14 protein-coding genes are annotated in these 14,482 nt (G+C 67.7%); 5 read left to right on the top strand and 9 right to left on the bottom strand.

The window, feature by feature from the left end; translation table 11 throughout:
- Positions 1–62: 62 nt before the first annotated feature.
- Positions 63–647, top strand: coding sequence for an alpha-ketoglutarate-dependent dioxygenase AlkB (locus tag Q0P60_RS04940; RefSeq protein WP_294989077.1), 585 nt, complete (start codon positions 63–65; stop codon positions 645–647).
- A gap of 61 nt (positions 648–708) precedes the next feature.
- Here the strand turns inward: Q0P60_RS04940 and Q0P60_RS04935 are convergent, their stop codons facing one another.
- From Q0P60_RS04935 to Q0P60_RS04920, 4 genes are read right to left on the bottom strand one after another with little or no spacing between them, the layout of a single operon-like run.
- Positions 709–1,347, bottom strand: coding sequence for an ABC-type transport auxiliary lipoprotein family protein (locus Q0P60_RS04935; RefSeq protein ID WP_294989074.1), 639 nt, complete (start codon positions 1,345–1,347; stop codon positions 709–711).
- Positions 1,344–2,270, bottom strand: coding sequence for an MlaD family protein (locus Q0P60_RS04930; RefSeq protein ID WP_294989072.1), 927 nt, complete (start codon positions 2,268–2,270; stop codon positions 1,344–1,346). Before Q0P60_RS04930 ends, Q0P60_RS04935 begins: the two co-directional genes overlap by 4 nt.
- A 3-nt stretch (positions 2,271–2,273) precedes the next feature.
- Entirely contained in the window at positions 2,274–3,101 is an 828-nt protein-coding gene (locus tag Q0P60_RS04925) for an ABC transporter ATP-binding protein (protein WP_294989069.1), read from the bottom strand.
- 1 nt (position 3,102) lies between these two features.
- On the bottom strand, positions 3,103–4,224 hold the full coding sequence (locus Q0P60_RS04920; RefSeq protein ID WP_294989066.1) for an ABC transporter permease: 1,122 nt from the start codon (positions 4,222–4,224) through the stop codon (positions 3,103–3,105).
- Positions 4,225–4,316: 92 nt separating this feature from the next.
- Here Q0P60_RS04920 and Q0P60_RS04915 point away from each other — a divergent pair, with 92 nt between their 5' ends.
- Complete coding sequence (locus tag Q0P60_RS04915) at positions 4,317–5,576, top strand: threonine/serine exporter family protein (protein WP_049398420.1); 1,260 nt, start codon at positions 4,317–4,319, stop codon at positions 5,574–5,576.
- A gap of 107 nt (positions 5,577–5,683) precedes the next feature.
- Here Q0P60_RS04915 and Q0P60_RS04910 read toward each other — a convergent pair whose 3' ends face one another.
- The 3 genes from Q0P60_RS04910 to Q0P60_RS04900 all read right to left on the bottom strand — a co-directional run bounded on the left by Q0P60_RS04910 (position 5,684) and on the right by Q0P60_RS04900 (position 8,768).
- A complete protein-coding gene (locus Q0P60_RS04910; protein ID WP_294989062.1) occupies positions 5,684–6,067 on the bottom strand; it encodes an H-NS histone family protein in 384 nt (127 codons plus the stop codon).
- A 223-nt stretch (positions 6,068–6,290) separates the two neighbouring features.
- A complete protein-coding gene (locus Q0P60_RS04905) occupies positions 6,291–7,994 on the bottom strand; it encodes a proline--tRNA ligase (protein WP_294989059.1) in 1,704 nt (567 codons plus the stop codon).
- 399 nt (positions 7,995–8,393) lie between these two features.
- Positions 8,394–8,768, bottom strand: coding sequence for a DUF4124 domain-containing protein (locus tag Q0P60_RS04900; protein ID WP_294989056.1), 375 nt, complete (start codon positions 8,766–8,768; stop codon positions 8,394–8,396).
- An 80-nt stretch (positions 8,769–8,848) separates the two neighbouring features.
- Between Q0P60_RS04900 and pssA the strand changes: the two genes are divergently transcribed.
- Genes pssA through rimI form a run of 3 tightly spaced genes read left to right on the top strand, consistent with a single transcriptional unit; the run spans position 8,849 to position 10,625 of the window.
- Positions 8,849–9,625, top strand: a complete 777-nt coding sequence (pssA, locus tag Q0P60_RS04895) for a CDP-diacylglycerol--serine O-phosphatidyltransferase (RefSeq protein WP_088024094.1) — start codon at positions 8,849–8,851, stop codon at positions 9,623–9,625.
- Positions 9,622–10,131 carry a hypothetical protein gene (locus Q0P60_RS04890; protein ID WP_294989050.1) on the top strand — a complete coding sequence of 170 codons (510 nt, stop codon included), beginning with the start codon at positions 9,622–9,624 and terminating at the stop codon, positions 10,129–10,131. The genes pssA and Q0P60_RS04890 overlap by 4 nt, the downstream gene beginning before the upstream one ends.
- The gene (gene rimI / locus Q0P60_RS04885) at positions 10,128–10,625 is read left to right on the top strand and encodes a ribosomal protein S18-alanine N-acetyltransferase (protein ID WP_294989047.1); all 498 of its coding nucleotides are present in this window, start codon (positions 10,128–10,130) and stop codon (positions 10,623–10,625) included. Before Q0P60_RS04890 ends, rimI begins: the two co-directional genes overlap by 4 nt.
- A 55-nt stretch (positions 10,626–10,680) precedes the next feature.
- On the opposite strand, the gene Q0P60_RS04880 is transcribed toward rimI, so the two are convergent.
- The gene (locus Q0P60_RS04880; protein WP_294989044.1) at positions 10,681–11,502 is read right to left on the bottom strand and encodes an EamA family transporter; all 822 of its coding nucleotides are present in this window, start codon (positions 11,500–11,502) and stop codon (positions 10,681–10,683) included.
- Between the two features lie 94 nt (positions 11,503–11,596).
- The gene (locus Q0P60_RS04875) at positions 11,597–14,425 is read right to left on the bottom strand and encodes a valine--tRNA ligase (RefSeq protein ID WP_294989041.1); all 2,829 of its coding nucleotides are present in this window, start codon (positions 14,423–14,425) and stop codon (positions 11,597–11,599) included.
- Positions 14,426–14,482 lie beyond the last annotated feature (57 nt).

The raw sequence follows: 14,482 nt of genomic DNA, 5'->3' as shown, positions 1-14,482 counted from the left end.
CGCAGGAATGCGGGCGACCATCATAGTCGCTGGCCGCGGAGGGGGTGTGCTAGCGTGCTGGCATGCATTTCCCATTGGACGACGCCGACATCCACTGGCATCGGGGCTGGCTGGCCGCGGACCAGTCGGACCGGATGCAGCGGCAGCTGGAGCACCACATCCCCTGGCAGGTGCATCGCATCCGCATGTTCGGCCGTATCGTCGATTCACCCCGCCTGAGCTGCTGGATGGGGGATGCCGAGGCGCGCTATCGCTATTCGGGTACCGATTTCCTGCCCGAGCCGTGGCAGCCGGTGCTGCTGCCGCTCCGTGAACGGCTGCAGGCATTCTGCGGGCATGCCTTCAACAGCGTGCTGCTGAACCGCTATCGGGGCGGCGCCGATTCGATGGGCTGGCACAGCGATGACGAACCCGAACTGGGCCCGCAACCGGTGATCGCTTCGTTGAGCCTGGGCGCGGCGCGGCGCTTCCTGCTGCGCCGGCGTGACGACCCGACGCGGAAGGCCGAGTACCTGCTCGGCCACGGTGACCTGCTGGTGATGGCGGGGCAGACCCAGCGCTTCTACCAGCACGCACTACCGAAGATGGCGCGCGTGCAGGGCGAACGCATCAACCTCACCTTCCGCTGGATCACGCCGCGCGGATGAAGGACGGGGTCGGTTCCTTTCCTTCCGGAAAGGGATCTGACCCGTTGCCACGCGGTGCCGATCAGCGCTTGGTGCCTGCATCGTTCTGGCCGCTTGTCAGCGTCCAGCCCACCATGTCCTGCGCCAGCTGCTGCAGGCCACGCTCGAAGGCCGCGGCAACCGCCGGTACGTCGGTGCTGCCGACCGGCTGTGCCTGGCGGAAGGTGCGGTCGGCCACCACCCGCTGGTCGGCGACGTGGATCAGCTTGGCGTTGACCTCGATCACCACGGTCGGCGTGGCCTGGCCCTGGTAGTCCGATTCGAAGCGGCGCACGTCGGTGGACAGCTTGTAGTCGGCACGGATGCCGGCGGTACTGCGGGCCACGCCACGGATGCGGCCGGAGTCCTCGAAACCGCGAAGCAGCGTGTCCTCGATCATGTCGGTGGCCGGCTGTGCCCAGCTGGCACCCTTGTAGATCTCCATCTGCGACGGTGTCGGCCGCACGTTGATGCGCGGGCTGTCGACCATGCGCGCGGCGCTGGGCTTGGCCAGCACCAGCTGCCAGCTGGCCTGCGGCCACGCCGGGTCGGCCTTCACCTGCACTGCGGGCGAATACAGCGTCACTGCGGTTTTCTCGCTGCTGCCGAGGATGGAGCAGCCGCCCAGCAGGGTGACCATCGAAGCGGCCAGCAGCAGGCGCGGAAGGGTGGTCGGGCTCATTTGGGTTCGAACTCCTTCGGTGCGTCGCGGCCCAGCAGGTAGCGCGCGGGGTTGTTCTCGAGGCGGTCGCTGACCCGGCGCAGGTCACGGATCAACCCGCGCAGTTCGGTCAGTGTCGGGCCCAGCTGGCCGAGGCCATCGTTGGCGAAGCTGTTGATCGCGGCGCGGTTCTCGCCAAGGATCGAATCGGCATTGCCGGCGGCCGAATCGAGCTTGGCCAGGGTGCCGTCGAGCTTGTCGATGATGGCGGGCAGCTGCTGCACCAGGTTCTTGTCCAGGCGCTCGATGGTGCCGTTGGTGGTCTTGAGGGTGGTGTCCAGGCTGCGCGCGGCATCGCGTGCGCTGAGCAGCAGCGCCTGGGTGCCCTGGTCGCGGTCGGCCAGGCCACCGCTGATGGTTTCCAGGTTGGCCAGCGTCGCATTGATCGAGGCCACGTTGCGGTCGCTGAGGATCTGGTCCATGCGCTCGACGATGCGGTTGGCGACATCGGTGATGTTCTGCAGCGCCGACGGGGTGGTCGGGATGATCGGCGCCGGGTCCTTGTTGACCGTGGTCAGCGCCGGCGACTGCGGGGTGCCACCGCTGAGCTGGATGATCGACGGGCCGGTGAGGCTGGTGATCGCCAGCTTGGCGCGGGTATCGGTCTTGACCGGGGTGGTCGAGTTCAGGCGGATGCGCGCGACCACCTGGCGCGGGTCGTCCGGCACCAGGTTCAGCTCGACGATCGAGCCGACCGCGATGCCGTTGTACTGCACCGGGCTGCCCACCGAGAGGCCGGTCACCGCTTCGCGGAACACCACGCGGTACTCCTGCCAGGTGCGGTCGGAGGAGTACTTGGCGGCCCACAGGCCGAAGGCCAGCAGGGCCAGGCCGGTGATCAGGGTGAACGCGCCGATCAGCACGTAGTTGGCTTTGGTTTCCATGGCTCAGGCACTCTCGATCTGTTCGCCACGCGCGGCACGCGCGCGGGGTCCGTGGAAGTATTCCTGGATCCACGGATGATCCAGTTTCTCGATTTCCGGCAGTGGGGCGTTGGCGACCACCCGGCGGTCGGCCAGCACGGCGACGCGGTCGCAGATGGCATACAGCGTGTCCAGGTCGTGGGTGATCAGGAACACGGTCAACCCCAGCGCTTCCTGCAGGGTCTTGATCAGGCGGTCGAACGCGGCCGCACCGATCGGATCGAGGCCGGCAGTGGGTTCATCCAGGAACAGCAGCGGCGGATCCAGCGCCAATGCGCGGGCCAGGCCCGCACGCTTGCGCATGCCGCCGGACAGCTGCGAGGGCAGCTTGTTGATCGCGTCGGCAGGCAGGCCGGCCAGCTTCACCTTCAGCAGGGCCAGCTCGTAGTGCCAGCGCTCGGGCAGCTCGCGGTGATGTTCCTTCAGCGGCACCTGCACGTTCTCGCCCACGGTCAGCGAAGAGAACAGGGCGCCGTCCTGGAACAGCACGCCGGTATTGCGTTCGATGTGCAGGCGGCTTTCGGCATCGTCGGCGCGCGCATCGCGGCCGAGCACCTCGATCTGCCCGGCATCCGGCACGCGCAGGCCGAGGATCGAGCGCATCAGCACCGACTTGCCGGTACCCGAGCCGCCGACCACGCCGAGGATCTCGCCGCGGCGTACGTCCAGGTCCAGGTCCTCGTGCACGGTCTGGCTGCCGAAGCGGTTGACCAGCCCGCGTACGCGGATGGCCAGTTCGCGGCCGTCGTCGTCGCGCATGTCCAGGGTTTCGGGGCGGGTGGATGTGCTCATGTCACCAGTCCATGTGCATGAACCACAACGCCGCGAAGGCGTCGATGATGATCACCAGCGAGATCGTCTGCACCACGCTGGAGGTGGTGCGCTCGCCGACCGACTGCGCGGTGCCTTCGACCTTCAGGCCCTCCAGGCAGCCGATCAGGCCGATCACCAGGGCGAACACCGGTGCCTTCGACAGGCCGACCAGCATGTGCCGCACTTCCATCGTGTCGTGCATGCGCGCGATGTACATCTGCGGCGGAATATCGAGGTCGAACGCACCGACGGTGATGCCGCCGGCCAGGCCGGCGACCATCGCGATGAAGGTCAGCAGCGGCAGGGTAACCAGCAGGGCCAGCAGCCGCGGCAGCACCAGCAGATCGATCGGGTCCAGGCCCAGCGTGCGCATCGCATCGATTTCCTCGCGCGCCTTCATCGCGCCGATCTGCGCGGTGAACGCACTGGCGGTGCGGCCGGCCAGCACGATCGCCGTCAGCAGCACGGCGAACTCGCGCAGGAAGGCGATATTGACCAGTTCGACCACGTAGATCTCGGCGCCGAAGTCGCGCAGGATGGTCGAGCCGAGGAAGGCGATCACCGCACCGACCAGATAGGACAGCAGCGCCACCAGCGGCACCGCGTCCAGCCCGACCTGTTCCATCTGGTGCACGGTCGCGGTCAGCCGGAAGCGGCGCGGCTCCTTGACCAGGCGGGCCGCCTTGACCAGGTTTTCGCCGAGGAAACTGCACAGCGCCTTGATGTTGTGGCCGGTGGCGTGGACGCTGACACCCAGCCGCTCCAGTGCCGCGAGTACGCCGAAATCGCGCTTCGGCTTGGGCCGGTCGTCGGCCACTTCCTCGATGGTGCACACCAGCGCCTGGTGGTCCGCGCGGAACTGCAGCGCGTCCTCGCCCAGATCGGCGCGGTGCGCCACGCGCAGCACCTGCAGCACGCCGGCCGAATCCATCTGCTCGATGCCGGTGGCATCGATGCCGGTCAGCTTTTCGGGAACGCCACGCAGGACTTCGGCCGCGGCCAGCGCGGTCTTCAAGGTCCAGGTGCCGGACAGGTGGATCAGGCCCGGGTCATGGGCGTCCTGTTCGAGCTGGGGGGCGAGGTTCGGGGTCACTTGGGCCATTCGGGTCGCAGCATAACCGTTCTGTCTTGTGCATCGCGTCGAACTTGGATGAATTTCTCCGGTGGGCCCCGGCCTAGGTAATACTACGGCGCATGTCCGCAGACGCTCACACGATCCCCACGCCCCAGGCCACCTACGCACAGCGCGTGGCCTTCGTTTCCGAGATCGCCGGACGCCTGCACAGCTACGGCACCACGGCCCAGCGCCTGGAAACGGCGGTGGTGGCACTGGCACGCCAGCTCGATCTGGATTGTGAACCGTGGTCGAATCCCACCGGTATCATCCTCAGCTTCAGCGACCCGGCGCAGGCCATCGGTTCCAGCGACATCACCCGCGTGATCCGCCTGGCGCCGGGCGAAAACGACCTGCACAAGCTCAGCGTTGCCGACCATATCGCCGAGGAAGTGGCCAACGGGCGGATGAGCATCGCCCAGGGCCACACCGCGTTGCGCCAGCTGGACAAGGATCCGGGCCGGCGCGGCAAGCTGCGCACCATCCTCTCGTTCACCCTTGGCGCGGCCGGCGTGGCCGGAATGTGGAAACTGCCGTGGCTGGACATCGCCACCGCCGGCGTCATCGGCCTGATGATCGGCCTGCTCGGCATGGTCACCGACCGCCGCCCGGCCACCCGCGAAGCGGCCGAGGCACTGGCGGCGCTGCTGGCCGGCCTGGTCGCCACGCTGGTTGCGTCATTCATCGGTGCACTCAACCTCAACACCGTCATCATCGCTTCGCTGGTGGTGCTGCTGCCGGGCATGTCGCTGACCAATGCGGTCAACGAGCTGGCCAGCCAGCACTGGGTGTCGGGTACGGCACGCTTTGCCGGTGCACTGACCACCATCATGAAGCTCAGTGTCGGCGCGATGATCGCGGTGACCCTGGCCGACGTGCTTGGCCTGGACCCGGTGATCCGCGCCACGCGGCCGCAGGGGCCATGGGTGGAGTGGGGCTCGCTGCTGACGGCGGCGTTCGCCTTCGCGATGCTGTTCAAGGCCAACCGCCGCGACTACCCGTGGGTGATCGCCGCTTCGGTGGCCGGCTATGCGATTTCCAAGTTCGGTGGTCATGCCTGGGGCGCTCCGGCCGGCATCTTCCTGTCGGCGATGCTGCTGACCGCCGGCGGCAACCTGTTCGGCCGCCTGGTAGGACGCCCCGGCGCGATCATCCGTCTGCCCGGCATCATCATGATGGTGCCCGGCAGCACCAGCCTGCGCGGTGTGCTGACCCTGGTCCAGCAGCAGGATGTGGGCGCTGGGCAGAGCGTGTTTCTCACCGTGCTCAACGTGGTGATGGCGCTGGTCGCCGGCCTGCTGTTCGGCAACCTGCTGATGCCGGCGCGCAAGACTCTGTAGCGCCGGGCCCATGCTCGGCCTTGCCTATGTAGCCGAGCGTGGGCTCGGCTCTACAAACAAGAAACGCCGGCTTGCGCCGGCGTTTTTCATTCCATCCCGATCCGGCCTCAGGCCTTCTTGATCAGGAAATCTTCCGGCTTCTTGTTGCCCTTGGCGGTCAGCTCGGCCATCCAGCGCGGCTGCTTGCCACGACCGGTCCAGGTTTCCTTCGGGTTGGCCGGGTTGCGGTACTTCGGCGCCACCTTGCCGAGCTTGCGACCGGCCGTCTTGGACGGTGCCTTGGCTGCGGGGGCAGCCTTGCGGGTGCGCGGGGCGGGGGCGCCGCCGAACAGTTCCTCGATGGTGTAACCCTCGGTCTTGGCCAGCTTGGTCAGCTGGGCCCGGACCTTGGTGATCGGCCGGCGCTTGGCGACGATGGTCTGCTGCTTCTTGGCGGTGCGGATCAGGGCGCCCAGCTCGCGTGCCGACAGGCCGGTCAGGTCAATGCTCATTTACGGTTACTCCGGAAACTAAAATGTGGACGGGACGAGCCAGTCCATGGCGTCGCAAGACAGAATAAAGATGAATTATTCCGAGCACAAATACAGGCGGGTCATGGCTTGGCGGCGTGCCGGCTGGATTGCGTCGATTTTGACCGGATTATGTCCGCCGCAAAATCGGGCGATGGGGTTCGATGCCAAAAAAAGACCGGGGCATGCCCCGGTCTTTTCCTGATCAACCCTGCAGGCGCTGCAGCAGGGTGGCCTTGTCCAGGCTCTCCGCTTCGCTGGCGCGGCGCGAGCGGTACTCGTAGGTTCCGGCGGCCAGGCCGCGCTCGCTCACCACCACGCGGTGCGGGATGCCGATCAGTTCCATGTCGGCGAACATCGCGCCGGGGCGCAGGCCACGGTCATCGAGTGCCGCGTCCAGGCCCGCCTCGCGCAGCTCCTGCAGCAGGTTGGCCGCGGCGTCGGCCACGGCGGCGTCGCCCTTCGGATTGATCACGCACACCACCACCTGCCACGGCGCCATCGCGTCCGGCCAGATGATGCCGGCTTCGTCATGGTTCTGTTCGATCGCGGCAGCCACCACCCGCGAGATGCCGATGCCATAGCAGCCCATCGCCATCACGGCGGCCTTGCCGTTTTCGTCCAGCACGGTTGCGTCCAGCGCTTCGGCGTACTTGCGGCCGAGCTGGAACACGTGGCCTACTTCGATGCCACGGGCGATCTTCAGTTCGCCGCCGTCCAGCGCACGGTCACCGGCACGCACGTTGCGGATGTCGGCCACTTCCGGTTCCGGCAGGTCGCGGCCCCAGTTGACCCCGGCCAGGTGGAAACCGGCCTGGTTGGCACCGACCACGAAGTCGGACAGGGCAGCCACTTCGCGGTCGGCGACCACGCGGATGGCCTTGGCCGGGGCGACCGGGCCGAGGAAGCCCGGCACGCTGCCCAGGTGGTCGGCGATTTCCGCTTCGCTGGCGAAGCGCTGTTCGTCCAGGCCGGCGACCTTGGCCAGCTTGATCTCGTTGACTTCATGGTCGCCGCGTACCAGCACCAGCACGAACTGCTGCGCCTTGCCCTCGCCGGCGATCAGCGCCACCGACTTCACGGTGCGCTGCAGGTCGATGCCGAGCAGGGCGGCGACCTCTTCACAGGTCTTCTGGGTCGGCGTGTCGACCTTGCGCATGGCTTCGGCGGCCGCGGCACGCGGCGCCGGATCGGCAGCGATCGCCGCCTCCATGTTGGCCGCATAGTCCGAGCCGGTGGAGAACACCAGCGCGTCCTCGCCGGAGTCGGCGATCACGTGGAATTCCTGCGAGGCATCGCCACCGATCGCGCCGGAGTCGGCCTGCACCATGCGGAAGTCGAGGCCGAGGCGGGTGAAGATGCGGCTGTAGGCCGACTTCATGTTCTCGTACTCGCGCACCAGGCAATCATCATGCAGGTGGAACGAGTAGGCGTCCTTCATCAGGAACTCGCGCGAACGCATCACGCCGAAACGCGGGCGGATCTCATCGCGGAACTTGGTCTGCACCTGGTAGAAGTTCACCGGCAGCTGCTTGTAGCTCGACAGCTCGCTGCGCGCGAAGTCGCAGGCGGCTTCTTCGGCGGTCGGGCTGTAGCAGAACACCTGGTCCTTGCGGTCCTTGATCTTCAGCAGCTGCGGACCGAACTTCTGCCAGCGCCCGGTCTGCTCCCACAGTTCCTTCGGCTGGATGGTCGGGATCTGGAATTCCACGGCACCGGCACGGTCCATTTCCTCGCGGACGATGCGTTCAACCTTGCGCAGCACGCGCAGGCCCAGCGGGGACCAGGTGTACAGGCCGGATGCGAGCTTGCGGATCATGCCCGCGCGCAGCATCAGCCGGTGGCTGGTGAGCTCGGCGTCGCTGGGGGTTTCCTTGGTGGTGTGCAGGTGGAACTGGGAGAGGCGCATCGTCGGCTTCGGATAACGGCAGAGGGGCCTATTCTGCCAGCCCGGCCGGGGTGGGGGGTACTGGCAGGGCTGCGCCCTGCGCCCGCCTCAAGCAACGTCAACTGCAACAGCAACAGCGGGTTTCCCGTGGGATGGCGGGGTGGGTCCGGTTGCGGGGGACGCCTGGGGTCAGATCCGTTTTCCCGCGGAAAACGGATCTGACCCCAGATTCCATTCGGGATCTGACAGATTTCATCCACGCATGGCGTGGATCTACCAGCCACCGGCCAACTGCCGAAGGCGGGGCACGGTGGGCTTGCGGCGGCCCCGCCATCCCACAGGAAAGCCGCTCTTGCTGTTGTTGCCGGCCAGCGGCCGGCACTACCGCAGGGTGTAGGGCTGCAAGCCCTGCCGATCCCCTCACTGGGCCGGGCAGTAGGCCTTGATGGCCGCTTCAGCCAGTCCCTTCTGCGCGCTGCGCTGCTCCGGGCTCAATGCCGTGTCGGCCTTGCCGTCGCCATCGGTGTCCTGCATGACCTGGCCGCTGCCCTCGAGCAGGGCCAGGTTGGCGCGGGCGGTGCTGCACTGCTCGGGAACCGCCGCGGCCGGGGTCTCGGCGCTGGCCGCGGCCTGCGGGGTGCGGGCCTGTTCGCGGGTTTCATACTTCTTGCCCGCCGGCGGGGTCTCCGAATACTGGGTCACGCCCTGAGCGTCCTTCCATTTGTAGACCGGGCCGGCGATGGCGTTGGCACTGGCCAACAGCAGCAGGCATCCAAGGCAGGACAGGGCACGCATGGCAAACTCCGCGGAATGGGCGTAGAACGCCGATTGCAGCATTGGCGCCGAGCACTGGCAAGTCGATTAAACTGGATTCCATGGACCCGATCACACCGCCGCCGCGTTCGCGCACGATTTACCTGCTGCCCAACCTGTTCACCACCGCCGGCCTGTTCGCCGGCTTCTACGCGATCATCGCCGCCGCCAACGGGGATTTCGTCAATGCCAGCATCGCTGTGTTCGTGGCCGCGGTGATGGACGGCCTGGACGGGCGCGTGGCGCGCCTGACCGGTACCAGCAGCGAATTCGGCGTGCAGTACGACTCGCTGGCCGACCTGGTCAGCTTCGGCATGGCGCCGGCGCTGGTGATGTACCACTGGTCGCTGTCGTGGCTGAAATTCGATGACCCGCTGCTGGGCCGTGTCGGCTGGGCCGTGGCCTTCCTGTATGCGGCCTGCGCGGCGCTGCGCCTGGCCCGCTTCAACACCCAGGTGGCGGTGGTCGACAAGCGCTGGTTCGTCGGCCTGGCCAGCCCGGCGGCGGCCGGCCTGATGATGTCCTTCGTCTGGGCCTTCGCCGATGGCAACCTCGGCTGGGACGGCAACCAGCTGCGCTATGTGGCACTGGCCGTGACGATCGTGGCCGCGCTGCTGATGGTCAGCCGCATCCGCTTCTGGAGCTTCAAGGGCGGTGCCGCCAAGGGCACCCGTTCCGATCGCGTGCCCTTCCTGGTGCTGGCGCTGGTGCCGGTGGCGATCGCCATCGCGGTCATCGACCTGCCGCGCGTGCTGTTCGCGGTGGGCATCCTGTACGCCCTGTCCGGCCCGGTGATGTGGGCCGTGCAGCGCCTGCGCAAGAAGCCCGAGGCCGCGTGAGCGAGCAGCTGCCCGTGCTGTGGTCACCGGCCCAGCAGGCCTGGCTGCAGGCCATGGGCTACACCGTCTACCACGACGGCCAGCTGGCTGCGGAGCTGGATGCCGCGCTGCAGCTGAGCGTGGCCGAAGCCGAGGCCGCCGCCGCACCGCTGGCGGAGCCGACCCGGGCGGGTGCCGCACCCGCGCGCGGACCCCGTGCCGACACCGCACCGCCGAGCCGCCAGGAACGTCCGGCGCCTCCGCGCCGCGAGACCCCGGTCAGCGCTCCGGATACCGTGCCGGCGGCGGCCCGCCCGGCGCCGAGCGGCAATGCCCGGCAGCCGGTGGTACGCCTCCCGGACCGCCTGCAGATCGCGTTGCTGCGGGCCTCCGGCTGCAACCCCAATGATCCGGCCACGCAGGCGCTGATGGACAGCTGGCCGTTGGACCAGCTGAGGCACGATCCGGCCGCCAAGCGCGCGCTGTGGCCGCAGCTGCGTGCCCTGCGCAAGCGGGGCGCGCCGTGAGCGCGGTCAGCCAGCCGGGCCCGGTCAGCCTGCGCGCGCTGCGCGAGACCGACCTGACTGCGGTGATGGCCATCGAAGTGCGCGGCTATCCGTTTCCGTGGACCCGCGGCATCTTCGTCGACTGCCTTCGCGCCGGTTATCCGGGCCTGGCGATGGAACGCGATGGCCAGCTGATCGGCTATGGCGTGCTCAGCATCGCCGCCGACGAGGCGCATGTGCTGAACATCTGCATCGACCCGCTGACGCAGTCGCGCGGGCTGGGTCGCCAGCTGCTGCGCGCGCTGGTACAGCTGGCCGCCGATCGCGGCGCGCAGCGCGTGTTCCTGGAAGTGCGGCCGTCCAATGCACCGGCGCTGGCCCTGTATCACAGCGAAGGCTTCAACGAGATCGGCCGCCGCCCGCGCTACTACCCGGCCGCGCAGGGCCGCGAGGATGCGGTGGTGATGGCGATCGAGCTGGTCGACGACGACCTGCAGGCGATGCCGCCGCTGTAGCGGATGGGTTGCCGGCCAGCGGCCGGCACTACTACCGGTAGCAGGCATGCGCGGGTTACGCCAGCCGCAGTGCCAGCACGCCGCCCACGATCAGGCTCGCCGCCAGCCAGCGCCCACGCGGAATCCGCTCGCGCAGCAGGAACACCGAGATCAGCAGCGCGAACACGATCGACGATTCGCGCAACGCCGAGACCATCGCCACCGGTGCCTGGGTCATCGCCCACAGGGCCATCGCATAGGAGGCGGTGGTGCCGGCACCGCCGGCCAGGCCCAGTGGCCAGTGCTGGCGTGCATAGGCCAGCACCGCGCCGCGCCGCTTGTACAGCGCCCACAGCGGCAGTGGAACGCCCGACAGCAGGAACAGCCACAACGTGTAGCTGAGCGCGCTGCCGGACTGGCGCGCGCCCTGCGCATCGACCAGGGTGTATGTCGCGATCATCGCTGCGGTCAGCAGGGGCAGGCGAAGCTGGCCGCCCCTGGCCCCCAGCGCCATGCACAGGATGCCGGTGCTTACCAGCACCACGCCGAGCCACGCCGCAGGCGGCAGCTGCTCGCCCAGCAGGGTGCCGGCCAGCGCGACCAGGATCGGCGCGCTGCCACGCATCAGGGGATAGGCCAGGCTCATGTCGACCTGCTGGTAGCAGCGTGCGACCAGGCCGTAGTACGTCACCTGCAGCAGTACCGACGCGCCCAGCCACGGCCAGCTGTGCGCCGCGGGGAAGGGCAGGAAAGGCAGGGCGGCGGCCGACAGCAATGCGGCGCTGCCGGTGACCAGCACGGTGCCGAGGAACTTGTCCGGCCCGCGTTTGACGATCGCATTCCAGCTGGCATGCAGTGCTGCAGCGGCGAGTACCAGCAGGAAGATGGAAAGCGGCATCCGGCCATGATGCCATGCGCGGGAAATGTAGAGTCGAGCATGGCTCGACTCTGCAACAGAAAAGCGCCGGGCGAACCCGGCGCTTTTCCTGCGGTTACAGCTTCGCGCGCTGCTCGCGCAGGCCGCTCAGCTGGGTGTTCCAGTCGACCAGGCGGACACGCTCCTGCTCGACCACCGCCGGCGGCACCTTGTCGGTGAACTTGGCCAGCTTGGCCTCGCTCTTTTCCTTTTCGCCTTCCACGCGCTTGATCTCCTTGTCCAGGCGCGCGCGCTCGGCATCGAGATCGACCAGCCCTTCCAGCGGCACCAGCAGCTTCAGCTCGCCGACGATCGCAGCGGCCGCCGGCGGCGCGCTTTCGCCTTCCGCCAGCCACTGGATGCTGTCCAGCTTCAGCAGGAACGACAGCGAGGCACTGAAGCGCGCGATGCGCACGCGATCCTGCTCGAGGCCGGCCTGCAGGCGCAGCGGCACCAGCTTGGACGGGGCAACATTCAGTTCGCTGCGCACGCGGCGCACTGCACTGATCACTGCCTTCAGCCATTCCACGTCGGCCTCGGCCTGGGCGAAATCGCCTTCGAACTCGGCTGCGGACGGGTACGGGCGCAGCGACAGCGTGGTCTCGGCCAGGCCCAGGCGCGGTGCCAGCTGCTGCCACAGCTGCTCGGTGATGAACGGGGTGAGCGGGTGCAGCAGGCGCAGCAGCGCTTCCAGCACGTACAGCAGGGTGTGGCGGGTGCTTTCGGCGTCAGCAGCATTGGCACCGTTCAGCGCCGGCTTGCTCAGTTCCAGGAACCAGTCGCAGAACTCGTTCCAGGCGAACTCGTACAGGCACTGTGCCAGCAGGTCGAAGCGGTACGCGGCGAAATGGCCCTGCGCCTCGGCGGTGGTGGCTGCCAGGCGCGAGAGGATCCAGCGCTCGGCGTCGGTACGCGGCGCCGGCACGCCGGTGAACGCGGCGCCCTCGGTGTTCATCAGGGCAAAGCGGCTGGCGTTCCACAGCTTGTTGCAGAAGTTCTTGTAGCCCTCGGCGCGGTTCATGTCGAACTTGATGTCGCGGCCGTGGGTGGCCAGCGCGGCGATGGTGAAGCGCAGCGCATCGGCACCGTGCGCGGCGATGCCGTCCGGGAATTCCTTGCGGGTGGCCTTCTCGATCTTCTCGATCATCTTCGGCTGCATCAGGCCACCGGTGCGCTTGGCGACCAGGTCGTCGATGGTGATGCCGTCGATGATGTCGAGCGGGTCGAGCACATTGCCCTTGCTCTTGGACATCTTCTGGCCCTGGCCGTCGCGGATCAGGCCGGTGAAGTAGACGTCCTTGAACGGAATGCTGCCGACCAGGTTGTCGGTGGCCATGATCATGCGCGCCACCCAGAAGAAGATGATGTCGAAACCGGTGATCAGCACCGACGACGGCAGGTAGCGGTCGAAGCCACGCTCGGCCATGGCCTGCGCGTTCGGCCAGCCCAGAGTCGAGAACGGCCACAGCTGCGAGGAGAACCAGGTCTCCAGCACGTCACTCTCCTGGTTCAGCACCACGTCGCCGCCCAGGTTGTTGTTGGCCCGCACTTCGTCTTCGCTGCGGCCCACGTAGCAGGTGCCGGTGGCGGCATCGAACCACGCCGGAATGCGGTGGCCCCACCACAGCTGGCGGCTGATGCACCAGTCCTGGATGTTGTTCATCCAGTGGCGGTAGGTGTTGATCCAGTTCGGCGGCACGAAGGAAATGCTTCCGTCCTCGACCAGTTCCAGGCCGCGCTTGGCCAGGTCGTCCATCTTCACGAACCACTGGTCGGTCAGGTACGGCTCGATCACCTGGCCGGTACGGTCGCCGCGCGGCACCTGCAGCTTGTGCGCCTTGGTCTCGACCAGGATGCCGAGGTCTTCCAGCTCGGCCAGCACGGCCTTGCGGGCTTCGTAGCGGTCCAGGCCCTGGAAGCGTTCCGGCGCGTTCTCATTCAGCGCGGCCACCGGGGTGAACAGGTTGATCATCGGCAGGCTGTGGCGCACGCCGACTTCGTAGTCGTTGAAATCGTGCGCCGGGGTGACCTTGACCACGCCGGTGCCGAACGCACGGTCGACATAGTCGTCGGCGATCACCGGCACGCGGCGGCCGGTCAGCGGCAGCACCACGCTGCTGCCGATCAGGTGCGCATAGCGCTCGTCTTCCGGGTGCACCATCACCGCGGTATCACCCAGCAGGGTTTCCGGGCGGGTGGTGGCCACCACCAGGTAATCGCGGGTTTCGCGCAGGGTCTCCACGCCATCGGCATCGCGCTCGACGTGCTCGTAGCTGAGCCCTTCATCCAGCGTGTAGGCGATCGACCACAGGAAGCCGTCTTCCTCGGCGCTTTCCACTTCCAGGTCGGAAATGGCGGTCTTCAGCACCGGATCCCAGTTGACCAGGCGCTGGCCGCGGTAGATCAGGCCCTGTTCGTACCAGCGCACGAAGGCTTCGTTGACCGCCGCCGACGGCTGCGGATCCATGGTGAAGGTGCTGCGCGACCAATCGGCCGACGTGCCGAGGCGGCGCATCTGGCGCTCGATGGTGTCGCCGGACTGCTGCTTCCACTCCCAGACCTTGCCGATGAAGCCTTCGCGGCCCAGCGAGTCGCGGGTTTCACCCTTGCCTTCCAGTGCCAGGTTGCGGCTGACCACCATTTCGGTGGCGATGCCGGCATGGTCGGTGCCGACCTGCCACAGCGTGTCGTAGCCGCGCATGCGGTGGTAGCGCACCAGGGCGTCCATCAGGGTCTGCTGGAAGGCATGGCCCATGTGCAGGGTGCCGGTCACGTTCGGCGGCGGCAGCAGGATGGTGTACGGCTCGCCCGTGCCGGACGGCTTGAAGTGGCCGGCCTTCTCCCAGGCCTCGTAGAGGTCGGTCTCGAAGGACTTCGGGTCGTAGCTGGAGGCGAGTTGGGTCATGCGGGGGAACCAGGAGGTAATCGTTGAAGGATCAGGGCGCGGCGGCGGCCCATCAAG

The organism is uncultured Stenotrophomonas sp. (assembly GCF_945952405.1).
Classification (GTDB): Bacteria; Pseudomonadota; Gammaproteobacteria; order Xanthomonadales; family Xanthomonadaceae; genus Stenotrophomonas.
This window is presented reverse-complemented; position numbering and strand designations above follow the sequence as displayed.